Annotated in this window: 21 protein-coding genes and 1 tRNA gene; 14 read left to right on the top strand and 8 right to left on the bottom strand. The window is 75.6% G+C overall.

The features are described from left to right. Window positions 1-26: 26 nt before the first annotated feature. On the bottom strand, window positions 27-635 hold the full coding sequence (locus tag LGQ04_RS01850) for an NUDIX hydrolase (protein WP_229241767.1): 609 nt from the start codon (window positions 633-635) through the stop codon (window positions 27-29). 35 nt (window positions 636-670) lie between these two features. Between LGQ04_RS01850 and LGQ04_RS01845 the strand changes: the two genes are divergently transcribed. Further along, the gene (locus LGQ04_RS01845; protein WP_229241766.1) at window positions 671-1,300 is read left to right on the top strand and encodes a uridine kinase family protein; all 630 of its coding nucleotides are present in this window, start codon (window positions 671-673) and stop codon (window positions 1,298-1,300) included. 44 nt (window positions 1,301-1,344) lie between these two features. Here LGQ04_RS01845 and LGQ04_RS01840 read toward each other — a convergent pair whose 3' ends face one another. Then, on the bottom strand, window positions 1,345-2,169 hold the full coding sequence (locus LGQ04_RS01840) for a putative protein N(5)-glutamine methyltransferase (RefSeq protein WP_229241765.1): 825 nt from the start codon (window positions 2,167-2,169) through the stop codon (window positions 1,345-1,347). A gap of 135 nt (window positions 2,170-2,304) precedes the next feature. Next, entirely contained in the window at window positions 2,305-4,872 is a 2,568-nt protein-coding gene (locus tag LGQ04_RS01835; protein ID WP_229241764.1) for an ATP-dependent Clp protease ATP-binding subunit, read from the bottom strand. A 292-nt stretch (window positions 4,873-5,164) separates the two neighbouring features. Here LGQ04_RS01835 and LGQ04_RS01830 point away from each other — a divergent pair, with 292 nt between their 5' ends. Together LGQ04_RS01830 and LGQ04_RS01825 are read left to right on the top strand one after the other, a co-directional pair. Next, complete coding sequence (locus tag LGQ04_RS01830; RefSeq protein ID WP_229241763.1) at window positions 5,165-5,815, top strand: hypothetical protein; 651 nt, start codon at window positions 5,165-5,167, stop codon at window positions 5,813-5,815. A 12-nt stretch (window positions 5,816-5,827) separates the two neighbouring features. Continuing rightward, window positions 5,828-6,778, top strand: a complete 951-nt coding sequence (locus LGQ04_RS01825) for a universal stress protein (RefSeq protein ID WP_229241762.1) — start codon at window positions 5,828-5,830, stop codon at window positions 6,776-6,778. Between the two features lie 7 nt (window positions 6,779-6,785). Here LGQ04_RS01825 and LGQ04_RS01820 read toward each other — a convergent pair whose 3' ends face one another. Further along, the gene (locus LGQ04_RS01820; RefSeq protein ID WP_229241761.1) at window positions 6,786-8,822 is read right to left on the bottom strand and encodes an ABC1 kinase family protein; all 2,037 of its coding nucleotides are present in this window, start codon (window positions 8,820-8,822) and stop codon (window positions 6,786-6,788) included. An 82-nt stretch (window positions 8,823-8,904) separates the two neighbouring features. Here LGQ04_RS01820 and LGQ04_RS01815 point away from each other — a divergent pair, with 82 nt between their 5' ends. Next, on the top strand, window positions 8,905-9,237 hold the full coding sequence (locus LGQ04_RS01815) for a cupin domain-containing protein (protein WP_229241760.1): 333 nt from the start codon (window positions 8,905-8,907) through the stop codon (window positions 9,235-9,237). Between the two features lie 2 nt (window positions 9,238-9,239). On the opposite strand, the gene LGQ04_RS01810 is transcribed toward LGQ04_RS01815, so the two are convergent. Beyond that, a complete protein-coding gene (locus LGQ04_RS01810; protein ID WP_229241759.1) occupies window positions 9,240-9,797 on the bottom strand; it encodes a hypothetical protein in 558 nt (185 codons plus the stop codon). A gap of 108 nt (window positions 9,798-9,905) precedes the next feature. On the opposite strand from LGQ04_RS01810, the gene LGQ04_RS01805 reads away from it, so the two are divergent. The 8 genes from LGQ04_RS01805 (at window position 9,906) to LGQ04_RS01770 (ending at window position 18,812) form a co-directional block, all read left to right on the top strand. Next, window positions 9,906-11,036, top strand: a complete 1,131-nt coding sequence (locus LGQ04_RS01805; protein ID WP_229241758.1) for a LacI family DNA-binding transcriptional regulator — start codon at window positions 9,906-9,908, stop codon at window positions 11,034-11,036. Between the two features lie 199 nt (window positions 11,037-11,235). After that, window positions 11,236-12,402 carry a Gfo/Idh/MocA family protein gene (locus LGQ04_RS01800; protein WP_229241757.1) on the top strand — a complete coding sequence of 389 codons (1,167 nt, stop codon included), beginning with the start codon at window positions 11,236-11,238 and terminating at the stop codon, window positions 12,400-12,402. Window positions 12,403-12,470: 68 nt separating this feature from the next. After that, window positions 12,471-13,712, top strand: a complete 1,242-nt coding sequence (locus LGQ04_RS01795) for a dihydrodipicolinate synthase family protein (RefSeq protein ID WP_372469930.1) — start codon at window positions 12,471-12,473, stop codon at window positions 13,710-13,712. Beyond that, on the top strand, window positions 13,709-14,683 hold the full coding sequence (locus tag LGQ04_RS01790) for a sugar phosphate isomerase/epimerase family protein (protein ID WP_229241756.1): 975 nt from the start codon (window positions 13,709-13,711) through the stop codon (window positions 14,681-14,683). The genes LGQ04_RS01795 and LGQ04_RS01790 overlap by 4 nt, the downstream gene beginning before the upstream one ends. Window positions 14,684-14,863: 180 nt before the next feature. Beyond that, complete coding sequence (locus LGQ04_RS01785) at window positions 14,864-16,942, top strand: heavy metal translocating P-type ATPase (protein WP_229241755.1); 2,079 nt, start codon at window positions 14,864-14,866, stop codon at window positions 16,940-16,942. Between the two features lie 122 nt (window positions 16,943-17,064). Beyond that, window positions 17,065-17,655 (top strand): alpha/beta hydrolase family protein, encoded by a 591-nt coding sequence (locus tag LGQ04_RS01780; protein WP_229241754.1) that lies wholly within the window; start codon window positions 17,065-17,067, stop codon window positions 17,653-17,655. 96 nt (window positions 17,656-17,751) lie between these two features. Next, window positions 17,752-18,540, top strand: coding sequence for a hypothetical protein (locus tag LGQ04_RS01775; RefSeq protein WP_229241753.1), 789 nt, complete (start codon window positions 17,752-17,754; stop codon window positions 18,538-18,540). A 50-nt stretch (window positions 18,541-18,590) separates the two neighbouring features. Continuing rightward, window positions 18,591-18,812, top strand: coding sequence for a hypothetical protein (locus LGQ04_RS01770; protein ID WP_229241752.1), 222 nt, complete (start codon window positions 18,591-18,593; stop codon window positions 18,810-18,812). A gap of 73 nt (window positions 18,813-18,885) precedes the next feature. Here LGQ04_RS01770 and LGQ04_RS01765 read toward each other — a convergent pair. From LGQ04_RS01765 to LGQ04_RS01755, 3 genes are all read right to left on the bottom strand, one after another. Then, window positions 18,886-18,958 (bottom strand) — tRNA-Thr (locus LGQ04_RS01765). A 91-nt stretch (window positions 18,959-19,049) separates the two neighbouring features. Next, a complete protein-coding gene (locus tag LGQ04_RS01760; protein WP_229241751.1) occupies window positions 19,050-20,591 on the bottom strand; it encodes an alpha/beta hydrolase in 1,542 nt (513 codons plus the stop codon). A 127-nt stretch (window positions 20,592-20,718) separates the two neighbouring features. Beyond that, window positions 20,719-21,309: a hypothetical protein gene (locus LGQ04_RS01755; RefSeq protein WP_229241750.1), complete on the bottom strand. Its 591-nt coding sequence runs from the start codon at window positions 21,307-21,309 to the stop codon at window positions 20,719-20,721. A gap of 199 nt (window positions 21,310-21,508) precedes the next feature. On the opposite strand from LGQ04_RS01755, the gene LGQ04_RS01750 reads away from it, so the two are divergent. Beyond that, entirely contained in the window at window positions 21,509-21,886 is a 378-nt protein-coding gene (locus tag LGQ04_RS01750) for an SHOCT domain-containing protein (RefSeq protein ID WP_229241749.1), read from the top strand. 92 nt (window positions 21,887-21,978) lie between these two features. Continuing rightward, window positions 21,979-22,968, top strand: coding sequence for a TIGR03557 family F420-dependent LLM class oxidoreductase (locus LGQ04_RS01745; RefSeq protein WP_229241748.1), 990 nt, complete (start codon window positions 21,979-21,981; stop codon window positions 22,966-22,968). The last annotated feature ends 4 nt before the right edge of the window (window positions 22,969-22,972 follow it).

Here is a 22,972-nt window from a genome sequence, read left to right as displayed (position 1 = left end):
GCCGGGAGCCTAGGGTCGCCCGCGCGTCAGGAACCAGGTGTTTCCCGGCGTCCCCGCACCTCCGCGAGGACCGTCGCCAGGCGGTCCGGGAAGTCGGGCGGCGTGCCCGCAGGCAGGTCGTCGACGGCGAACCATGCGACGTCCTCGCTCTCGTCGCTGACGACCGTCCGCGCCGCGGGGTCGGCGAACGCGACGAACCCGACGTCCCGGTGGGCACGGCACGCGCCGAACGCCGCCGCCAGGTCGTGCCGGTGCACGTCCACCGGGAGCACCGCGCCGCCGTCGGGCGCGAACGGCACCAGGTCCGCGAGACCGCTCTCCTCGCGCGCCTCGCGCAGCGCCGCACCGGCGAGCGTCGTGTCGCCCTCCTCCGGGTGCCCGCCCACCTGGACCCAGAACCGGCCCTTGCGGTGGTAGCACAGCAGCACGTGCGCGAGGTCCGGGCTCAGCACGAAGCAGCTCCCCGTGAGGTGCTCGGGCCCTCCGTCGCGCCGCACCGCGTCCGCCCGCGCGCCGCCGTCGTCCGCCCGGAGGAAGTCCGCGTAGTCCGCCGCGAGCGCCGCCTGGGCGGGGTCGACGGGCTGCCAGCGGACGAGCAGGCCGAGCGCGTCGGCGGCGAGGAGCGGGAACGTCACCGGGGCAGCGTACGCGCCTGGGAGAATGGTTCCCCGTGAGCGACCCCGCCCTGTTCGACCTGCCGCCCGGCTCCCGCGACGTCCCCACGCGGGTGGTCCTCCTCACGGGCGCGTCCGGCTCGGGGAAGACGTCGCTCACGCGCCGTCTCGGCCTGCCCGTCGTCGCGCTCGACGACTTCTACCTCGACCACGACCACCCCGGTCTGCCGCGCCGCTTCGGCATCGTGGACTGGGACGACCCGCGCAGCTGGGACGCCGACGGCGCGGTCGCCGCGCTCGTGGAGCTCGCCCGCACGGGCCACGCCGACGTGCCCGTCTACGACATCCCCACGTCGACCCGCACGGGGACGGCGCACCTCGACGTGACGGGCTCGCGCGTCCTGCTCGCCGAGGGCATCTTCGCCGCGGAGATCGTCGCGGCGTGCCGGGCGGAGGACGTGCTCGCCGACGCGATCTGCCTCCGCCGGCCCCGGCTCGTGACGTTCTGGTTCCGCCTGCTGCGCGACCTCGCGGAGATGCGCAAGCCGCCGCTCACGCTGGTGCGGCGCGGCTGGGCGTTGCTGCGGGCCGAGCCCGCGCTCGTGCGGCACTGGGAGTCGCGCGGCTGCCGCGCGCTCTCCCCCGCGCAGGCCGAGAAGGCCGTGCGGGCCCTGCTGCGCCGCTGACCGGGCCCGGGGCGACCTGGCTACCGGGCTACCGGGCTACCGGGCTACCGGGCTCGGAGGGTCGCGACGACGGCGGTCGCCCCGGCCTCCGGGTCCCGCACGACGCGCGGGGCGAGGCCCGCCGACGCCAGCACCTCGACCGCGCCCGCGGCCTGCCGCTCCCCCGACTCCGTGAGCAGCACGCCCCCGGGCGCGAGCCAGAGGGGCGCCGCGTCCGCGACCCGGCGCAGCACGTCGAGCCCGTCGCCCCCGCCGTCGAGCGCGACGCGCGCCTCGTGGTCACGGGCCTCGGGCGGCAGCAGCGCGATCTGGTCCGTGGGCACGTAGGGCACGTTGGCGAGCAGCACGTCGACGCGGCCGCGCAGCCGCCCCGGGAGCGGGTCGAACAGGTCGCCCCGGTGCGCGGTGCCACCGACGGCGGCGACGTTCCGGGCCGCGCACGCCACGGCGGCCGGGTCAACGTCGCACGCGTGCAGCTCGACGTCGGGGCCGTCCGGGCGGCCGGCGCCGAGCTCCGTCGCCACGACGAGCCCGAGCGCCCCGGTGCCGCAGCACACGTCGACCACGACGAGCGACCCGCCGGGCCGCGGGGCGGCGCGGCGCACGTGCGCGACCGCCTCGTCGACGAGCAGCGCCGTGCGCTGCCGCGGGACGAACACCCCCGGGTCGACCCGGACCCGCACGCCGCGCAGCTCCGCCCAGCCCAGCACGTGCTCCAGCGGCTCGCCCGCGACGCGGCGCGCGACGAGCACCTCCAGCGCGGCGGCGTCCGCGGCCTCCGCGCGCAGCAGCGCCGCCTCCTCCTCCGCGAAGACGCACCCCGCCGCCCGCAACCGGGCGACGAGCGCGTCGGTCGGTCGCCCGTCCACCCCCGGACCGTACCCCGAGGCCCCGGGGCCCCGCCCGGCACGACGACGGCCCCGGCCCTCCCGCAGGAGGTCCGGGGCCGTCGTGGTCAGGCCGTGCCGATCGTGCCGCGCGTCAGGGACGCGTCACCCGGCTCCTCATTCGGCGCCGGCCTGCAGCTCGCCCGTCGGCGGCAGGTCGCGCACCGACACGCCGGACGGCGCGTCGAGCGCGGCGGCCGCGCCCACGCTCACCGGGCCGCGGTCGTGCTCGCCCTTGGAGACACCCCGGAAGGTGAACTCCCCGAGCAGACCCTCGCCCTCGGCGTCGACCAGGACGATCTCGCCGGCCTTGAGCTCGCCGAACAGGATCTTCTCGGACAGGACGTCCTCGATGTCGCGCTGGATCGCGCGACGCAGCGGGCGGGCGCCGAGCACCGGGTCGTAGCCCTTCTCCGCGAGGAGGAGCTTGGCGGCCGGCGTGAGCTCGATCCCCATGTCCTTGTCGCGCAGGCGCACGTCGAGGCGGGCGATCATCAGGTCGACGATCTGGATGATCTCCTCCTGCGAGAGCTGCGGGAAGACCACCACGTCGTCGACACGGTTGAGGAACTCCGGGCGGAAGTGCTGCTTCAGCTCGTCGTTGACCTTCGCCTTCATGCGCTCGTACGACGTCACGAGGTCGCCGCCGGCGTTGAAGCCCGTCTGGACGCCCTTCGCGATGTCCCGCGTGCCGAGGTTCGTCGTCATGATGATGACGGTGTTCTTGAAGTCCACGACACGGCCCTGCGAGTCGGTCAGGCGACCGTCCTCGAGGATCTGCAGGAGCGAGTTGAAGATGTCCGCGTGGGCCTTCTCCACCTCGTCGAACAGGACGACCGAGAACGGCTTGCGCCGCACCTTCTCCGTGAGCTGGCCGCCCTCGTCGTACCCGACGTAGCCGGGGGGCGAGCCGAACAGCCGCGAGACGGTGTGCTTCTCGGAGAACTCCGACATGTCGAGCTGGATGAGCGCGTCCTCGTCCCCGAAGAGGAACTCGGCGAGCGCCTTGGCCAGCTCGGTCTTCCCGACGCCCGTGGGGCCGGCGAAGATGAACGACCCACCGGGGCGCTTGGGGTCCTTGAGGCCCGCACGCGTACGGCGGATGGCCTGCGACAGCGCCTTGATCGCGGCCTCCTGGCCGACGACGCGCTTGTGCAGCTCGTCCTCCATGTGGAGCAGGCGGCTGGACTCCTCCTCGGTGAGCTTGAACACCGGGATGCCCGTGGCCATCGCGAGGACCTCGGCGATCAGCTCCTCGTCGACCTCCGCGACCGTGTCGAGGTCACCGGACTTCCACGCCTTCTCCTTGTCGGCGCGCTTCGCGGTGAGCTGCTTCTCGGTGTCGCGCAGGCCCGCGGCCTTCTCGAAGTCCTGCGCGTCGATCGCGGACTCCTTCTCGCGGCGCGCCTCGGCGATCTCCTCGTCGAGCTCCTTGAGCTCCGGCGGGGCGGTCATGCGGCGGATGCGCAGGCGCGCGCCCGCCTCGTCGATGAGGTCGATCGCCTTGTCCGGCAGGTAGCGGTCGTTGATGTACCGGTCGGCGAGCTGCGCGGCGGAGACCAGCGCGGCGTCCGTGATGGACACGCGGTGGTGCGCCTCGTAGCGGTCGCGCAGGCCCTTGAGGATCTCGATGGCGTGCGTGAGCGACGGCTCGGCGACCTGGATGGGCTGGAAGCGCCGCTCCAGGGCCGGGTCCTTCTCGACGTGCTTGCGGTACTCGTCGAGCGTGGTCGCGCCGATGGTCTGGAGCTCGCCGCGCGCCAGCATCGGCTTGAGGATGCTCGCCGCGTCGATGGCGCCCTCCGCGGCGCCGGCGCCCACCAGCGTGTGGATCTCGTCGATGAACAGGATGATGTCGCCGCGGGTGCGGATCTCCTTGAGCACCTTCTTCAGGCGCTCCTCGAAGTCGCCGCGGTAGCGCGACCCGGCGACGAGCGCGCCGAGGTCGAGCGTGTAGAGCTGCTTGTCCTTGAGCGTCTCGGGGACGTCGCCGCGGACGATGTCCTGCGCGAGCCCCTCGACGACGGCCGTCTTGCCGACGCCGGGCTCGCCGATGAGGACGGGGTTGTTCTTCGTACGGCGGCTCAGCACCTGCATGACGCGCTCGATCTCGAGGCTGCGCCCGATGACGGGGTCGAGCTTGCCCTCGCGGGCCGCCTGCGTGAGGTTGCGGCCGAACTGGTCGAGCACGGCCGAGCCGGACGGCTGACCCTCCGTGGGGCCGCCGGCGGCGACGGGCTCCTTGCCCTGGTACCCGGACAGGAGCTGGATGACCTGCTGGCGCACCTTGTTGAGGTCGGCGCCCATCTTCGTCAGGACCTGGGCGGCGACGCCCTCGCCCTCACGGATGAGGCCGAGCAGGATGTGCTCGGTGCCGATGTAGTTGTGGCCCAGCTGGAGCGCCTCGCGCAGCGACAGCTCCAGCACCTTCTTGGCGCGCGGCGTGAACGGGATGTGTCCGCTCGGGGCCTGCTGGCCCTCGCCGATGATCTCGGTCACCTGCGTGCGGACGCCGTCGAGGGAGATCCCGAGGGACTCCAGCGCCTTCGCCGCGACACCCTCGCCCTCGTGGATGAGGCCCAGGAGGATGTGCTCGGTGCCGATGTAGTTGTGGTTGAGCATCCGCGCCTCTTCCTGGGCGAGGACGACGACCCGACGGGCTCGGTCTGTGAATCTCTCGAACATCTGCTGCTCCTCACGAGCGGCGTACACCTGCCCGCCGGGACGACGGGTACAGCCTGACCGCATTGACTCTATGTGCTCCGAACGAGCCGCACCGCCTCCGTATGCCGTTGTTCGCCAGGGGCGTGAAAGTGCTGCCGGACCGTGACCTGCGCGCCCGTCCGGGGCGGGTCGCGGGGGCCGCCGCGCGGACCGGGGTGCCCGACACGCGCCGCGGGCGTTGACCCGGACCCCGCCCGGCGGCAGGCTCGGGGGTGCCGGTCCCGCACGGCCCGGCAGGAGGGTGGGACGCGCGATGCCCGGACAGGAGCAGCACCCCGAGGAGTCGTCGCCGCGCCACGACCGGCCGACCGGCGGCGTCCACCGCGCCCCCGGGTCCCCGGCCCCGTGGGAGCACGTGGTCGCCCGGTTCCAGGGCGACGTCGCCGAGGTGTCCGACCCGTTGACGTGGGGCCTCGACCTCGACGAGGAGACGCTCACCGGCTGGGCCGAGGACGCCCCCGACCCGACGGACGAGCGCTTCCTGCGGTCGTACGTGTCGTTCGCGGGCGAGACGCTCGACGTCGAGACGCTGCGCGTGCGCGCGACCGACACGGAGGCGGACGAGATCGTGCGCACCGCGCTGTCCGGCGCGCTCGCCGCGCCGCTCGACGCGGAGGCGGGCGACGACGACCACCTCCTCGACAACTACCAGGCCTACCGCGCCGCGATGCGCGCGATCGTCGACGAGGTCGACCGCACGCCGCTGGAGGACGTGCCGTTCGTCGTGGACGACGTCGCCCTGCCGTCCCGGCGCGGCGTCCTGCGGGACCGCGCCGCGGTGTACGTCGTCGCGGGCGGGCGGGGCGTCGTGGTGTCCGGGCCGGTCGACCTGGTGGACCAGGTCGACGTCGTCACGGGTCCGCTGCGGGCGATCCTGCACGACGACGAGCAGCACGGGACGTAGGGGGTGGACCGGATGGACGGCACGGTCGTCGGCGTCGACGGGTCGGACGGGTCGGACGCGGCGCTCGACTGGGCGCTGCGGGAGGCCGCGTCGCGGGGCGGGCCGCTCACGGCCGCGCTCGCGTGGGACCCGGGACGGCACGCGGGTCACGACGACACGGGGGACGACGACGCCCGTGCCGCCCGCCGGGTCGCGGCGGTCGCGGGGTGGGTCGAGGCCGCGCGCGGGCGCACCGGTCTCGGGCCGGACGCGGTCGCCGTCGACCCCGTGGAGCTGCGCGGCACGGCCGCGCCCGCCCTCCTCGCGCTCGCCGAGGACGCCGGGGACGAGCTCGTCGTCGGGCGGTGCGGGCGCGGGCGGGTGAGCCGCATGGTGGTCGGCTCCGTGACGACCGCGGTGGCGCAGCACGCGACCGTGCCCGTGACGGTCGTCCGCGGGCCGGACCCGGCGCGCGACGGGCCGGTCGTGGTGGGGGTCGACGGGTCGGCGACGTCCGTCCTCGCGCTCCGGCACGGCGCCGAGGTGGCGCGCCGCACGGGCGCGACGCTGGAGGCCCTGTTCTGCTGGCAGATCGTCACCCTCGCCCCCCTGCCCGACTCGTGGGGCTGGGCGCCGCCCGTCGACGACTACGAGGCGTTCGCCGCGAAGGCCCTCGACGGCGCGCTCGCGCGCGCGGGCGTCGACCTGCCTGCCGAGCAGGTGCAACGCACGGTGCGGCACGTCAACGCCGCGAAGGGCGTCATCGAGGCCTCCTCGCACGCGGGCCGACTCGTTCTCGGCAGCCGCGGCGTGGGCGGCTTCGACCGCCTCCTCCTCGGTTCGGTGACCCGGCACGCGGTCGAGTACGCGCACTGCCCCGTCACCGTGGTGCGACCGCCCCGCCCGGCACCGCCGGTCGACGCCCCGCCGACCGCGGCGCCGCCGACCGCCGAGCCGCCGGCCGACGGCGCCGCGACCGCCTGAGCGCGGGTCACCGCCCGGCGTCGCCCCGGAACGCGAAGACGAGCACCCGCACGCCGAGGACGGTCCCGGCGAAGCCGAGCGCCGCCCCCAGCACCGGGTAGAGGGCGACGTCGTCGCCGAGGCGGGGGCCGCCGTCGGCCACGAGCAGGACGACGGCCGCCACCACGGCCGCGCACGCGACCACCGTGGACACCACCTGCCGCACGAGCCCGGTGAGGAACGCACGGTCCTGCGGGTCCGCGAGCACGCGCACGTTCACGGCGAGGCGACCGGCCTCCAGGTCGCTCACGAGGCGCGAGGCGCGCCGCGGCAGGCGCTGCAGCTCGGGGGCGAGCCCGACGAGCTGCTGCGTCACCTTGCGCCGCAGCGCGTCGGGCGTGACGAGCCGGCGCACCAGGGGCTCCGCCTCGTCCCGGGCCCCGGCGACCAGGTCGAACCCGGGGCTGAGCAGGCGCAACGTCCCGTCGAGCGCCGTGAACGTGCGGAACGCCGCGGCGACCTGCGGCGGGACGGCGCACCCCGCGTCCGTGACGAGGCGGAACAGCGTGCCGAACGACGCGTCCACCGCCGCACCGGCCCGGAAGCGCAGCACGACCTGCCCGACGGCGCGCTCCAGCCGGCGCGCGTCGAGCCCCGGCGGGGCGTCGAGCAGCTCGAGGAGGGCGTCGGTCGCGGCGACCGCGTCGTCCCCGTCGACGGCGAGGAGCAGCGCGCCGAGCCCGAGACGCTCGGGCTCCCCCAGCCGCCCGACCGCGCCCATGTCGAGCAGCGCGAGCCCGCCGTCGGGCGTGACGAGGACGTTGCCCGGGTGCAGGTCCGCGTGGAACGTGCCCGCGACGAGCACCTGCTCCAGCGTCGCCCGCAGCAGACGCCGCGCCAGCCCGGCGCGCGCGGCCTCGTCGAGCGCGCCGAGCACGTCCTGCGCCCGCCCGACCGGCGTGCCCTCCAGGTGCTCCAGGACGAGCAGGGCCGGTCCCGACAGCTCCGGTACCACGTCCGGGACGGTCACGAGCGGGCCCGACGACGCGCCCTCGCCGTCCGGGACGACCCGCAGCGCCGCCCGCAGCGCCAGGGTGTTCTCCGCCTCCGCCGTGTAGTCCAGCTCCTCGCGCAGCGACGCGGCGAACCCGTCCGCGAGCGCCACGACCCCGAGGGACCGCCCCCACACCGTGTCCCGCTCGAGGCGGCGGGCGACGCGGGCGAGGATCGCGAGGTCGAGGTCGACCTGCTCGCGGGCGCCCGGTCGGCGGACCTTGACGACGACGCGCCGCCCGTCGACGAGCGTCGCCGCGTGCACCTGGCCGACGGACGCCGCGGCGAGCGGCTCGGGGTCGAGCCGGGCGAACGCGTCGTCCACCGGACGGCCCAGCGCCGCCACGAGCTCGCGCTCGACGTCGGGCCACGGCGCGGGAGGAACGTCGCTCTGCAGCGTGGCGAGGGCGTCGACGAAGACGGGCGGCAGGAGGTCGCGCCGCGTCGACAGGAGCTGCCCGAACTTCACGAACGTCACGCCCGCCTCGCCCAGGGCGTCCGTCAGCCCGCGGGCGAGACGTTCCGCGTCGCCCGGGACGAGACCCGTCGGGTCGTGCCGGCGTGCCGTGCGGCGCACCGCGCCGACGAGCCCGTGCCGCACCGCGATCGTCACCACCTGCGCGTAGCGGCGCGACTCGCGCCGCCCCTGCCGCAGCCCGCGCAGCGCGCGCCACGGCGTCGGCAGCGCCCCGGTCGGGACGAGCAGCTCCAGGACGAGGAGCACGCACAGCCCGAGGACGAACGTCCACGCGAACGTCAGCGCGATCCCGGCGAGCGCGACGAGCGGGTCGACGGCGAGCCGCCCGTCCGACGTCGCCCAGCCGGCCCGGCGCATCCCGTACGTCAGGGCGGACGACGCCACCGTGAGGGAGACCAGGGAGACGAGGCCCGCGCGCACCCACCCGACGGGTGCACCCATGACGCGGCGCGCCGTCGCGGCGAGGAGCGCGAGCATGACCGCCGTCGCGAGGAGCCCGACGAGGCCGGCGAGGAACCCGGAGACCGCCTGCATGCACCCCACTCTTCCCGACAGCCGCCCGCGCGGTCGTGCGCGCCACGCGGCAGGATGAGAACCCCGACCCTGGAGCCCGCCGATGACGAACGTCGACCTCCTCACGGACGCCCACCTCACCGGGGCGCGGTCCGCGCCGCACGGCCGCAGCGCCGAGGTCGTGCTGCACGACGGTCCTCTGCGCCAGACGATCATCGCCCTGCTCGCGGGCGTCGAGCTCGGCGAGCACAACTCGCCCCCGGCGGCCTCCATCCAGGTGCTGCGCGGCCGCGTGCGCGTCACGGCGCTCGGCGAGGGCGACACCGAGCTCGGCGCCGGAGAGCTGCGCGTGCTGACGCACGAACGTCACGCGGTGCTCGCGCTGGAGGAGAGCGCGTTCCTCCTGACGACCGTGACCGGGGTCGGCGGGGACTGATCTCAGCGGCGCAAGGCCCAGGCGGCGAGCGTGAGCGCCGCCGCGTCCTCGGCGACCGCCCCCGGCCAGTCGGGCCGCACCCCGACGGCGAGCCGCCGCCACGCGGCCCCGCCCCACGTCCCCGCGAGCGCGCCCGCCGCGCCGACGCAGGCCGCCACGACCGTCACGCCCGCCCCGTGGCGCCGACGCGCGAGCAGCACCGCCCCGGCCGCACCGCTCGCCGCGCGCACCGCCGGGCCGGGCGGGTCCAGGCGGCTCGGCGTGCTCGGCAGCTTGTCGCCGACCAGCTCGCCGACGACCGCCACGGCGAGCAGCGCACCGCCGAGTCGTCGCAGGGCGGGCCTCTGCCGTGCGGGCCCTCGCTGGCCGGGTCGCCGCGGGCCGGTGCGGGAGGGGCCGTCGGGCACGGGACGGGCGAGCAGCGGGGCGACGACACCCAGGCTGCCGCGCCCGCCCGCCGCGACACCGAGCGCGGCGGCCCGCGCGAGCGTGGCGGCCACGCCACCCGTGCCGTCGGTGCCGTCCGTGCCGTCCGTGCTGCGCGTCGTCGTCCGTCCCATGGGGCTCCCTCCGCCGGTCCGCCCCCGACGCTAGCCCGGCCACCGGGCAGCCGCTCGGCGGTCCCGGACCGCCCGCCGCACGCCCGCGCCGCCCGGTACCCTGGCCCCGTGGCCGGACCGACCCTGAGCGACGTCGCACGCGAGGCGGGCGTCTCGCTCGCCACCGCGTCCCGTGCGATCAACGGCAGCGCGACCCGCACGGTCCGTGCCGACCTGCACCAGCGCGTCCTCGAGGCCGCGGAACGGCTGCGCTACACGCCCGACCCGAGCGCGCAGGCCATGGCGCGGGGCCGCACGACGACCGTCGGGCTCGTGGTGCACGACATCGCCGACCCGTACTTCTCCTCCCTCGCCGCCGGGGTCGCCGACGCCGCCGAGCAGGAGGGCCTCATCGTCACGCTCACGAGCACGCAGCACCGCCCCGACCGTGAGACGGCGTTCGTCGAGCTCATGGACCGCCAGCGGGCCCGCGTCGTCGTGCTCGGCGGCGGACGGCTGGGCGACGACGACGCCGCGCTGCTCGCCGCGCTCGAGAGGTACCGCGAGGGCGGGGGCCGGGTCGCGCTGGTCGGGCAGCCGCTCGGCACGCTGCCCGTCGTCGAGGTCGCCAACCGGCAGGGCGCCGCCGACCTCGCGACGGCGCTCCACGGCCTGGGCCACCGGTCCTTCGGCGTGCTCGCCGGACCTCCCGGGCACCGCACCGCGCGGGACCGCGTCGCCGGCTGCACGGAGGCCCTCGCGGCGCTCGGCTCCCCCGTCGACCCGCGCGCCGTCGTGCCGTGCGCCTTCACGCGTGACGGCGGGTACGCCGGCATGCGCGCCCTGCTCGACGCGGGCACGCCCCGCCCGCGCGTCGTGCTCGCCGTGAACGACGTCATGGCCGTGGGCGCGATGGCCGCGGCGCGCGACGCCGGGCTGCGCGTCCCGGACGACGTCGCCGTCGCGGGGTTCGACGACATCGTCACGCTCCGGGACGTCGTGCCCGGCCTCACGACCGTCCGCATCCCCCTCGTCACGCTCGGCCGCGTCGCCCTGCGCCTCGCCCTCGGCCTCCCCCCGGGCGACGACCTCCCCCCGGGCGTCACCGTCGCCGGTCCCTCGGCCACGCCGGGCGCGACGGGCGCCGGACCCTCTGCCACGCCGGGCGCGACGGGCACGAGCGGACGGGACCGGGGCACGGACCGCGTCGAGGTGCGCGGCGACGTCGTGCTGCGCGACTCCACCCGTCTGCCCGCGTAGCACCGGACCGGCGGAGGCGCGCCCAGGACCGCGAGGGTAAACCGCGGCCACGCGAGGTAGTACCGGTCAGCCGAGGTAGTACCTCGCGCGGCCGCGCGTTCTCCCGCGGCGCGCCCGTTGACAGCGGAAAGCGCATTCCATACGCTCGGAGGACGCCTTTCGCGGCCGACGTCGCGACCGACAGGACGGAGCCGTCCCGATGACCACCACCCGCACCCTGCGCATCGCCATGAACGGCGTGACCGGCCGCATGGGCTACCGCCAGCACCTCGTGCGCTCGATCCTGCCGATCCGCGAGCAGGGCGGCGTCACCCTCCCCGACGGCACGCGCCTGCAGGTCGAGCCCGTCCTCGTGGGCCGCAACGAGTCGAAGCTGCGCGAGCTCGCCGCCCTGCACGACGTCGAGCACTGGACCACCGACCTCGACGGCGCGATCACCGACCCGGCGACCGACGTCGTGTTCGACGCGTCCATGACCGCGCTGCGCGCGAAGACGCTCACGAAGGCGATGCAGGCGGGCAAGCACGTCTACACGGAGAAGCCGACGGCGGAGACGCTCGCCGAGGCGGTCGACCTCGCCCGGCTGCGCGAGGAGACCGGGGTGACGGCCGGCGTCGTGCACGACAAGCTCTACCTGCCCGGGCTCGTCAAGCTGCGCCGCCTGGTCGACGAGGGGTTCTTCGGCCGCATCCTGTCGCTGCGCGGCGAGTTCGGCTACTGGGTCTTCGAGGGCGACCACCAGGCCGCGCAGCGCCCGTCGTGGAACTACCGCGCCGAGGACGGCGGCGGCATGACGACGGACATGTTCTGCCACTGGAACTACGTGCTGGAGGGGATCCTCGGCTCGGTCCGCACGGTCACCGCGCAGACCACGACGCACATCCCGACGCGCTGGGACGAGCAGGGCCAGGAGTACACGGCGACCGCCGACGACGCGGCGTACGGCATCTTCGAGGTCGAGACCCCGGGCGGGGACCCGGTCGTCGCGCAGATCAACTCGTCGTGGGCCGTGCGCGTGTACCGCGACGAGCTGGTCGAGTTCCAGGTGGACGGCACGCACGGCTCCGCCGTCGCGGGGCTGCGCAAGTGCGTCGCGCAGCAGCGCGCCCACACGCCGAAGCCGGTCTGGAACCCGGACCTGCCCGTCACCGAGCCGTTCCGTGAGCAGTGGCTCGAGGTGCCCGCGAACGCCGACCTCGACAACGGCTTCAAGGCCCAGTGGGAGGAGTTCCTCCGCGACGTCGCCGCCGGCCGCACGCACCGCTTCGACCTGCTCTCGGCGGCGCGCGGCGTGCAGCTCGCCGAGCTCGGCCTGCGCTCGTCCGCCGAGGGACGCCGCCTCGACGTGCCGGAGATCGCGCTGTGAGCGCTCCGACCACCACCCCCCTCCCCGGCGGGCGCGAGGTCCGCGACCGCGACGGGTCGGGCGCCGTCGTGCACCTGCCACGGTTCGCCGACGACGGGCGGGTCGCGGGCACCGAGGTGCGCGAGCTCCTCGTCCCCGGGCCGTGGACGACGCCGACCGCACCGATCACCTCGCGCGTCGCCTTCGCGGCGGCACACGTCGTGCCGCACGTCGGCGCCGACAACGTCCCGGGCGCGCCCGCCGCGGTCGACTGGGACACGACCCTCGCGTACCGCCACCGCATCTGGGAGCACGGACTCGGCGTCGCGGACGCGATGGACACCGCGCAGCGCGGCATGGGGCTCGACTGGGCGGCCACGCAGGAGCTCGTGCGACGGTCCGCGGCCGAGGCGCGCTCGGTCGGCGCGCGGGTCGCGTGCGGGGCCGGCACCGACCAGCTCGACCCCGCGGTCGTCGCGCGCTGGGAACCCGGCGACCCCGCCGCGCTCGCCGCCGTCGTGGACGCGTACCGCGAGCAGGTGCACGTGGTCCAGGACGCCGGCGCGCAGGTCATCGTCATGGCGTCGCGCGCGCTCGCGCACGTCGCACGCTCGCCCGAGGACTACGCGCGCGTCTACGACGCGGTGCTCGCCGAGGCGGGCTCGCCGGTGATCCTGCACTGGCTCGGCACGATGTTCGACCCGGCGCTCGCGGGTTACTGGGGCACCGGGGACGACGTCGCGGCGGCCACCGACGTGTTCGTCGACCTGATCCGCGCCCACCAGGACCGGGTCGACGGGGTCAAGGTGTCGCTGCTCGACGCCGACCACGAGAAGGGGCTGCGGGCGCGGCTCGCGGCGCTCGACAGCGCCGACCGGACCGGCACCGGCCAGAGCGCCCCCGGGGCCGTGCGCCTCTACACGGGCGACGACTTCAACTACCCCGAGCTCGTCGTGGGCGACGGCACCCTGCACTCGGACGCGCTGCTCGGCATCTTCGCGGCGATCTACCCCGCGGCGTCGACGGCGCTGCAGGCGCTCGACGCGGGCCGCCCCGACCGCGCGCACGCGATCCTCGCGGCGACGGAGTCGCTGGGTCGGCACGTGTTCGCCGCGCCGACGTTCTTCTACAAGACGGGCATCGCGTTCCTGTCCTGGCTGAACGGCGCGCAGCCGGGGTTCCAGATGGTCGGCGGGCTCCAGTCGGGGCGGTCGGTCGCGCACCTCGTGACGCTCGTGCGCCTCGCGGACCGGGCCGGGCTGCTGCTCGACCCGGACCTCGCCGCGCAGCGCACGCGCGCGTTCCTCGACACGAACGGGGTGACCCGATGAGCACGACGACCGCGGGGCGCGACCCGGGGACGACCAGCCCGGGCCACGCGCCGTCGGGCATCCCGCGCGACGCCGCCCCGGACCTGACGCGCTGCTCGCTCAACACCGCGACGGTCAAGCGGGCGACGCTCGAGGAGGCCGTGGCGCTCGCCGCGGAGGCGGGGTACGGCGCCGTCGGGCTGTGGCGCGACCGGGTGCAGGAGACCGGCGCGGCGCGCGCGGCGCGGGTCGTCGCCGACGCCGGGCTGCGCGTGTCGTCGCTGTGCCGCGGCGGGTTCCTCACCGCGCCGGACGACGCGGGGATCGCCGCCGCGCTCGACGACAACCGCCGCGCGATCGAGGAGGCCGCGACCGTCGGCACGCGCGAGCTCGTGTTCGTCGTCGGGGGCCTGCCCGCGAACGGCACGCCGGGCCAGGGCCCGCGCCCGGAGGCCGCACCGGAGGACCGGGACGTCGTCGCCGCGCGCGCCCGGGTCGCCGACCGGATCGGCGACCTCGTCCCGTTCGCGACCGAGCACGGCGTGCGGATCGTCCTGGAGGCCCTGCACCCGATCTTCGCCGCGGACCGCGCGGTCGTCTCGACGCTCGGCCAGGCCCTCGACCTCGCCGCGCCGTTCGACCCGGCGGCCGTGGGCGTCGTCGTCGACACGTACCACGTGTGGTGGGACCCGGACCTGCGCGGGGGCGTCGCGCGCGCGGGCGCCGAGGGTCGGCTCGCGGGCTACCAGGTGTGCGACTGGGTGCTCCCGCTCGCGCCCGACCCGCTCCTGTCGCGCGGGTACCCCGGCGACGGCTACGTCGACTTCCCCACGATCACGCGGTGGGTCGCCGAGGCCGGGTACACCGGCGACGTCGAGACGGAGATCTTCCACCAGGACGTCTGGGACGCGGACCCGCGCGACGTCGTGGCGACCGTCGCCGACCGCTACGCGCGGCACGTGCTCCCCCACCTGGAGGGCACCCACCGGTAGAGCACCCCGCCCGCCCCGGCACGAGGTCGGCGGACCTGGTCGAGATCGGCAGCCCCGCGCTGCCGACCTCGGTCGGGTCCGCCGACCTCGTCGTCGTGCGCCACTTGACGAACGGATGTCGAGGGGGCATGGTGGGCGACGTGCATACCCCGTAGGGGTATACGACGGAAGGAGTCACCGGTGGAGCACGCGGAGCAGACCTCGCACGAGCAGCACACCTCGCACGACGAGCACGCGGGGCACGGCGCCGGGCACGCGGGGCACGGCGCCCACGTCGCGCAGTACCGCCGGCTGTTCTGGGTCATGCTCGCGCTCGCCGTCCCGACCGTCGCGCTGAGCGAGATGTTCGCGACGCTCCTCGGCTACGACCTGCCCGACGCCGCATGGGTGGCCTGGGTCTCGCCGGTGCTGGGCTCCGTGATCTTCCTGTGGGGCGGGCGCCCGTTCCTGAGCGGCGCGGTGGACGAGCTGCGGGGTCGCGCGCCCGGGATGATGACGCTCATCTCGCTCGCGATCACGGTCGCGTTCGTGTCCTCGCTCGGCGCGAGCCTCGGCCTCCTGGCGCACGAGCTGGACGTGTGGTGGGAGCTCGCGCTGCTCGTCGTCATCATGCTGCTGGGCCACTGGATCGAGATGCGCTCGCTCGCGCAGACCGCGTCCGCGCTCGACTCCCTCGCCGCGCTGCTGCCCGACGAGGCGGAACGCGTCGCCGACGACGGGACCGTCACCACGGTCTCCCCGACGGACCTGCGCGCGGGCGACCTGGTGGTCGTGCGCCCCGGCGGCCGTGTCCCGGCCGACGGCGAGGTGACGGAGGGGGACGCCGACGTCGACGAGTCGATGATCACCGGGGAGTCGCGCCCGGTCCGGCGCGGGGTCGGCGACCCGGTCGTCGCGGGGACCGTCGCGACCGACGACGCCCTGCGCGTGCGGGTCACGGCCGTCGGCGACGACACCGCGCTCGCGGGCATCCAGCGTCTCGTCGCGGACGCGCAGTCGTCGTCCACGCGGACGCAGCGTCTCGCGGACCGGGCCGCGGGCTGGCTGTTCTGGTACGCGCTGGGCGCGGCCGCGCTGACGGTGGTGCTGTGGCTCGCGTTCGGTACCCCGGAGCAGGCGCTGATCCGGGCCATCACCGTGCTCGTCATCGCGTGCCCCCACGCGCTGGGGCTCGCGATCCCGCTCGTCGTGTCGATTTCGACGGAGCGCGCGGCGCGCGCGGGCGTGCTCGTCAAGGACCGGCTGGCGCTGGAGCGCATGCGCGCCGTCGACACCGTCCTGTTCGACAAGACGGGCACGCTCACCGCGGGCGAGCCGGCGGTCACGCACGTCGCCGTGGCGGGCAGCACCACGGAGGACGACCTGCTCGCGCTCGCGGCCGCGGCCGAGGCGGACAGCCAGCACCCGCTCGCGCGCGCGATCGTCGCCGCGGCCGCCGAGCGCGGCGTCGACGTCCCGCGTGCGTCGGGCTTCCGCTCCCTCACCGCCGTCGGCGTGGAGGCCACGGTCCGCGGCCGGGACGGGGAGCGGCACGTCGCCGTGGGCGGCCCGACGCTGCTCCGCGAGCGCGGGCTCGACCCCCTGCCCGACGCCGCGGCGTGGGCCGACGACGGCGCGACCGTCCTGCACGTGGTCACCGGGACGGACGACGACGCCACGGTGGTCGGCGCGCTCGCGCTCGCCGACGCCGTCCGGCCCGAGTCCCGCGACGCCGTCGACGCGCTGCACCGGCGCGGCCTGCGCGTCGTCATGATCACCGGCGACGCCGAGCCCGTCGCCCGGTCCGTGGCGCGCGAGCTCGGCATCGACCAGGTGTTCGCGGGCGTGCGGCCCGAGGACAAGGACGCGAAGGTGTCGCAGCTCCAGGACGAGGGCCGCGTCGTCGCGATGGTCGGGGACGGCGTGAACGACGCCCCGGCGCTCGCCAAGGCCGACGTGGGCGTCGCGATCGGCGCGGGCACGGACGTGGCCGTCGCCTCGGCGGGGGTGATCCTCGCCGGCTCGGACCCGCGTGCCGTGCTGTCCGTCATCGAGCTGTCCCACGCGTCGTACCGGAAGATGCGTCAGAACCTGTGGTGGGCCGCCGGGTACAACATCGCGGCCGTCCCCCTCGCCGCGGGCGTGCTCGCCCCGGTCGGGTTCGTCCTGCCGATGGCGGTGGGCGCGATCCTCATGTCAGCGTCGACCGTCGTCGTCGCCGCCAACGCCCAGCTCCTGCGCCGTGTCGACCTCGACCCCGCCCGGCTCGCCGACGCCTGAGGGTCTGCCGAGCACGAGGTTGCTGTCGTGAACGCGCTCAGAACGACAGCAACCCCGTGGTGAAGCGCGAGCAACCCCGTGCTCGCGGCGTGTCTGGCCGACGGCGCTGGGAGACTGGGGCGATGACGACCCCCTCCGCCCGACCGCCCGTCGCCGGCGTCCTGCTCACGCCCGGCGCGGGCGCGAGCCGTGACCACCGCGCGCTCGTCGCGATCGAGGAGGCGCTCGCGGCGCTCCCCGAGCCCGTCCCGGTGCGGCGGGTCGACTTCCCCTACCGGCTCGCCGGCAAGAAGATGCCCGACCGGCCGCCGGTCGCCGTCGCGCACGTGCGCGCCGAGGCGCAGGCGTTCGCCGAGGAGCTCGACACGACGACGGACCGGCTCGTGCTCGGCGGCCGGTCGTACGGCGGGCGCATGTGCTCGATGGCCGTCGCCGAGGGCCTGCCCGCCGCGGGGCTCGCGCTCGTCAGCTACCCGCTGCACCCGCCGGGCCGGCCGGACCGGCTGCGCGTCGACCACTTCCCGCAGCTCCGGGTGCCCGCGCTGTTCGTCTCCGGCCGCACCGACCCGTTCGCGACACCGGACGAGCTCGCCGAGCACACGGCCGCCGTCCCCGGCCCCGTGACGCGCGTCGAGCTGACCGGCGCGCACGACCTGAGGAACCAGGACGGGGCGGTCTGCGAGGCGCTGCTCGCCTGGCTCGCGACCCTCTGACAGCGTGGGACGGCGTGCGGCCCGTCCGGCGTCCGACGGCGCCCCGCGGCGTGCGTACGATGTGGCCCGTCCGTCCCCGCGAACCCGGAGGTCCCCATGCGCGCCGCAGCCCGCGCCGTCGCGATCACGCCCGTGGCGCTGGCGCTCCTCGCCGGGACCTGCGCACCGGCGTGGGCGGCCCGCGGCGGTGAGCTCGTCGTCACCCCGGAGCACGTCACGTTCGACGCGGACCAGGTCGACGAGGGCCGCGGCTGGCTGAACTACGCGGTGACCGCGCTCGACGGCTCGCGCCTGCGCTACCTCGGCAGCGGCTACGGCCCGGACGACGTCGCGGACGGTCGTCTCGAGCTCGACGTCCCCGGCCGCGGCGCGTACCGCGACGGGTGGTGCGTCGTGTGGGTGCACCTCACCGGTCTCGACGACCAGTTCGCCGGGTGGGCCGGGGACGACCCGGTGTGCAGCGACGACGAGCCCGAGCCGACCGCGTCACCGTCACCGACGGCGACGGCGACGGCGACGGCCACCGCGACCGCATCACCCGTCCCCCTGCCGTCGAGCACCGCCACCGCGTCGCCCGTCCAGGTCGCGCCCGCCCCCGCCGAGACGGTCGACGCCGCCCCGGCACCCGCGCCGTCGAGCACGCCGACCGCCTCCCCGACGAGGACCGAGGCCGAGCCGACCGCCGAGCCCACGACGACGGCACCCACCACGCGGGCCACGGCGCCCCGGCCCGAACCGTCCCGCACCCCGCTGGTCGCCGCGGGCGAGCGCAGCGCGCCGCCCGCCCCCGACGCCGCGTTCCCGGGCCTCGCCGTCGCCGGGGTCGGCGGGCTCGTCGCGGCCGCGGCGGGCGGCGCGATCCTTCTCCTGCGCCGCGCCGGCTGACCGTCCGCCGCCCGGGTGCCACGCCCCGCCACGCGTGGCAGGGTGGCGCCATGACCTGGACAGCGCGCTACGTCGGCGGCGACCTCGACGGCCGGACCACCACCCTCGACGACGACGCCCTCGACTGGTCCGGGCACGTGGTCCACGACCCCGCCGAGGGCACGACGACGCACATCCTCACCCAGACCGACCCGCCGCAGCACGCGCAGCGCTACGAGCGCCGCCCCGACCCCGACGGCGAGGTCGACTACCTGCTCGTGCTGGTGCCCTGACGGCGCTCGCGGACGAACATGCGGGCACGCACGACGAAGGCCCGGAACCACGAGGGTTCCGGGCCTCCTAGCGAGCCGCCTGTGGGAATCGAACCCACGACCTATTCATTACGAGTGAATCGCTCTGCCGTCTGAGCTAAGGCGGCGTGCTGCGTCCCGGTCCGCTCCGCGAACCGCTGGCAACGAGCGCCTACTGTACCCGGCGAACCGCCCAGACTCCAAAGCGGCTCCGGGCGGTCAGCAGACCAGCCCGTCCTCAGGCACGGTGCCGTCCACGAGGTAGTCGTCGACGGTGTCCTCGAGGCACGCGTTCGCGCGGCCGTAGGCCGTGTGGCCCTCGCCCTCCCACGTCACGAGGACGCCGGAGTCGAGCACGTCGGCGAGGCCCTGCGCCCACACGTACGGCGTGGCCGGGTCGTTGGTCGTGCCGAGGACGAGGACGGGGGCGGCGCCGCTCGCGTGGACGTCGAACTCGGGCTCGGCGACGGGAGCGGGCCAGTCGGCGCAGCGCAGCGCGCCGTAGGTGAAGAACGTCCCCATGGTCGGGGCGGCCGCCTCGATCCGCTCGCGCTGGTCCTCCATGACGTCGGGGTCGGTGTCTTCCCGCCCGTCGAGGCACCCGACGGCGCGGAACGCCTCGGCCGAGTTCGTGCTGAAGGACCCGTCGGCCTCGCGGTCGTTGTAGAAGTCGGCGAGGTACAGCAAGGTGTTGCCGGTCCCCTCGTCGATCGCCTCGGTGAGCGCCTGGGTGAGCGCGGGCCAGCTCTGGTCGTTGTAGAGCGTCACCGCGACGCCGTAGAACGCGAGGGTGGTGGTGACGGACCGCCCCGACGTCGTGGGGAACGGGTTCTCCTTGGCCCGGTCCAGCACCTGACGGACCTGGCTCATGCCCGTGTCGACGTCGCCGCCGAGCGGGCACGCCCCCCCGGCCTGGCAGTCCTCGACGTACGCGCGCAGGGCGTTCTCGAACCCGACGGCCTGCTGCTCGCTGGTCTCGGCGGCGCTCAGGGTCGTGTCGATCGCGCCGTCGAGCACCAGGCGGCCCACGCGGTCCGGGAACAGGCCGGCGTAGGTCGCGCCGAGCTGGGTGCCGTAGGAGTACCCGAGGTACGTCAGGGTCTCGTCGCCGAGGACGGCGCGCAGCAGGTCCATGTCGCGCGCCGCGCTCTGCGTGTCGACCTCGGCGAGCAGGGCGCCCGTGCCGTCCGCGCACGCCCGCGCCCACTCCGCGTAGGCGGCGCGGCGCTGCTCGACGCCCGCCGCGCCGTCGGGCACGTCGAACTCGGTGCTCAGCGCCTCGTCCTTCGCGGCGTCGTCGAGGCACTGCACGGCGCTCGACGACCCGACCCCGCGCGGGTCGAACCCGACGAGGTCGTACGCCTCCAGGACCCGCTCCCCGACCATCGACGCCGCGCCGGAGACGAACTCGACGCCCGACGCGCCGGGGCCGCCCGGGTTCGTCAGCAGCGACCCGACGCGCTCCCCGCTCGCGGGCAGCCGCTTGACCGCGATCTCGACGTCCCCGGAGCCGGCGTCCTGCCACGACAGGGGGGCGACCGCCGTCGCGCACTCCCACCCGCCGCCGCAGTCCTCCCAGGCGAGCGACTGCGCGTAGTAGTCCTCGAAGCCCGCGGGCCCGCTCTCCCCCGTGCCCTGCGCGCTCCCGGAGGCCGCGGCCTCGTCCGCCGGGGTCTGCGACTTGGGTGAGGCGGAGCACGCCCCGACGACGAGCGCGAGGGCGAGGGACGAGGCGCACAGCAGGGCGCGGCGGGACTTCACCCGGCAACGGTAGCCGCTGGCCGCGCCGCGCCGGGCACCCTCCGGACGCCGTCGTGGGCCCTTCACGCCCTCTTCACCGCGGGGGCCCTGAGACCTCGCCCGGTCACGACCCGGGTGACCGCTCGGGTCACTGCGCGGCGACCCACACCGCCCGGCCGGGGGTGCCCGGCTCCGCGGGCGGCAGGACGACGCTCCCCTGGTTCCCGAGCACGACCGTCACCTCCGCGGACGAGTCCACGTCGGCCGGCACGGCGGTGACCGACGTCGCGGGCGCGAGGTCCATCGTGCAGGGCGTGCCCCCGGGGATCTCCTCGAACGTCACGACGACCTCCCCGCCCCGCACCGCGGCGTCGGGCTCCGCGACGAGCGGGCAGCTGCTCGACCCGAACGTCACGACGTACAGCAGGCCGGGCTCCGCGCTCCACGCGGCACCCGTCCCCCCGCCGAGCGGCGCGTCGGCGCCGGGCGGCAGGCCGCGTCCGACGGCGCCCGCCTCCACGGCCATGGTCGCCGCGTCCGGCGCGGGCGTCGCCGTCTCCTCGGGCGACGGCGACGGCTCTGCGGTCGTCCCGGGCGACTCCGGATCGGTCGACGGCGTGCCCGACGCGCTCCCGCCGCCGTCCGTCGACGTCGCGCAGGCGCCGAGCACGGCGACGACGGCGACGAGCCCGGCGAGCACCACCAGGGGTCGGCGTGCGCGGGGGTGGGTGGTGGTCATCGGCGGGTCCCTCCGACGTCGGGATGTGCGGGTCGTGCCATCCTCTCGCCTCCTGCGCGTCCCGGCAGCCGCACCTGCACCGGGTGAACGTCAGGGTTCAGCGCGCGCACTTCGCCCGACATCGCTACCTTCTGCCCTGTAGCCGTCCTCCTGAAACGTTCCGGCCGAAGGGCGGTACTCGTCGAGAAAGGGCGGAAACATGGACTTCTGGGACTTCTTCTGGCTGCTCGTCTGGAGCTTCTTCTTCATCGCGTACCTCATCGTCCTGTTCCAGATCGTCGCGGACCTGTTCCGTGACAAGGAGCTGTCGGGCTGGTGGAAGGCGGTGTGGATCCTCTTCCTCATCTTCCTCCCGGTGCTCACGGCGCTGATCTACCTCATCGCGCGCGGCCGCGGCATGGCGGAGCGCCAGGTCGACGCCGTCTCCCAGGCCAAGCAGGACACCGACGCGTACATCCGCAAGGTGGCCGGGTCCTCGCCGGCCGAGGAGATCGCGAACGCCAAGGCGCTGCTGGACTCCGGGGCGATCACGCCCGAGGAGTTCGCCCACCTCAAGGCCAAGGCCCTCGCCGCCTGACGCGGTGCCGCTCCGGGCGGCGAACGCCGGGACCTCCGGGCCGGGCCTCCCCACCACGTGCGGGGCGGTCCGGCCCGACCCACGATCGGATCATGACCCGATTCGGCTACACCCTCATGACCGAGCAGTCCGGCCCGCGCGAGCTCGTCCGCTACGCCGAGCAGGCGGAGCGCGTCGGGTTCGACTACGAGGTGATGAGCGACCACTACTTCCCGTGGCTCGACACGCAGGGGCACTCCCCCTACGCGTGGTCCGTCCTGGGCGCCGTCGCCCACGCGACCGAGCGCGTCGGCCTCATGACCTACGTGACGTGCCCCACCCTGCGGTACCACCCCGCGGTCGTCGCCCAGAAGGCCGCCACGGTCGGGCTCCTCTCCGACGGCCGCTTCACGCTCGGTCTCGGCGCGGGCGAGAACCTCAACGAGCACGTCGTCGGCGAACGCTGGCCCGCCGTGGACGAACGCCACGCCATGCTCGTCGAGGCGGTCGACATCATCACCGAGCTCTCCACCGGCGACTTCCTCACCTACGAGGGCCAGCACTTCCGCGTCGACTCCGCGCGGCTGTGGGACGTGCCCGACGAGCCGGTGCAGATCGGTGTCGCCGTGTCCGGCGAGCAGTCGGTCGGGCAGTTCGCCACCGTCGCCGACCACCTGATCGCCACCGAGCCGAAGCCGGACCTCGTGCAGCAGTGGGAGTCGTTGCGGTCCGACGCCGCGCTCGAGCCCTCCCGCAAGATCGGCCAGATCCCCATCTCCTGGGATCCGGACGTCGACACCGCCGTCCAGCGCGCCCACGAGCAGTTCCGCTGGTTCGGGCTGGGATGGCCCGTCAACGCCAACCTGCCCACGACGGAGGCGTTCGCCCGCGCGACCGGGTTCGTCCGGCCCGAGGACGTCGCGGCGTCGATCCCGTGCGGCCCTGACCTCGACGCCGTCGTGGAGGCGGTGTCGGCCTACTGGGAGGCCGGGTTCACCGACGTCGGGATCGTGCAGATCGGCGACCAGAAGCAGCAGCAGTTCCTCGACGAGGCCGCGGGGCCGCTCCTGGAGAAGCTCCGCGCGGCCGCGCCCCAGGACTAGCGGC

The organism is Cellulosimicrobium marinum (assembly GCF_020551945.1).
In the GTDB taxonomy this organism is placed as follows: Bacteria; Actinomycetota; Actinomycetes; order Actinomycetales; family Cellulomonadaceae; genus Cellulosimicrobium; species Cellulosimicrobium marinum.
This window is presented reverse-complemented; position numbering and strand designations above follow the sequence as displayed.

Excerpts from the sequence above, each read along its gene's own strand:
- LGQ04_RS01835 (WP_229241764.1), bottom strand. The coding sequence starts at position 4,872 with ATGTTCGAGAGATTCACAGACCGAGCCCGTCGGGTCGTCGTCCTCGCC.
- LGQ04_RS01830 (WP_229241763.1), top strand. The coding sequence starts at position 5,165 with ATGCCCGGACAGGAGCAGCACCCCGAGGAGTCGTCGCCGCGCCACGAC.
- LGQ04_RS01825 (WP_229241762.1), top strand. The coding sequence starts at position 5,828 with ATGGACGGCACGGTCGTCGGCGTCGACGGGTCGGACGGGTCGGACGCG.
- LGQ04_RS01820 (WP_229241761.1), bottom strand. The coding sequence starts at position 8,822 with ATGCAGGCGGTCTCCGGGTTCCTCGCCGGCCTCGTCGGGCTCCTCGCG.
- LGQ04_RS01815 (WP_229241760.1), top strand. The coding sequence starts at position 8,905 with ATGACGAACGTCGACCTCCTCACGGACGCCCACCTCACCGGGGCGCGG.
- LGQ04_RS01810 (WP_229241759.1), bottom strand. The coding sequence starts at position 9,797 with ATGGGACGGACGACGACGCGCAGCACGGACGGCACGGACGGCACCGAC.
- LGQ04_RS01800 (WP_229241757.1), top strand. The coding sequence starts at position 11,236 with ATGACCACCACCCGCACCCTGCGCATCGCCATGAACGGCGTGACCGGC.
- LGQ04_RS01790 (WP_229241756.1), top strand. The coding sequence starts at position 13,709 with ATGAGCACGACGACCGCGGGGCGCGACCCGGGGACGACCAGCCCGGGC.
- LGQ04_RS01780 (WP_229241754.1), top strand. The coding sequence starts at position 17,065 with ATGACGACCCCCTCCGCCCGACCGCCCGTCGCCGGCGTCCTGCTCACG.
- LGQ04_RS01775 (WP_229241753.1), top strand. The coding sequence starts at position 17,752 with ATGCGCGCCGCAGCCCGCGCCGTCGCGATCACGCCCGTGGCGCTGGCG.
- LGQ04_RS01770 (WP_229241752.1), top strand. The coding sequence starts at position 18,591 with ATGACCTGGACAGCGCGCTACGTCGGCGGCGACCTCGACGGCCGGACC.
- LGQ04_RS01755 (WP_229241750.1), bottom strand. The coding sequence starts at position 21,309 with ATGACCACCACCCACCCCCGCGCACGCCGACCCCTGGTGGTGCTCGCC.
- LGQ04_RS01750 (WP_229241749.1), top strand. The coding sequence starts at position 21,509 with ATGGACTTCTGGGACTTCTTCTGGCTGCTCGTCTGGAGCTTCTTCTTC.
- LGQ04_RS01745 (WP_229241748.1), top strand. The coding sequence starts at position 21,979 with ATGACCCGATTCGGCTACACCCTCATGACCGAGCAGTCCGGCCCGCGC.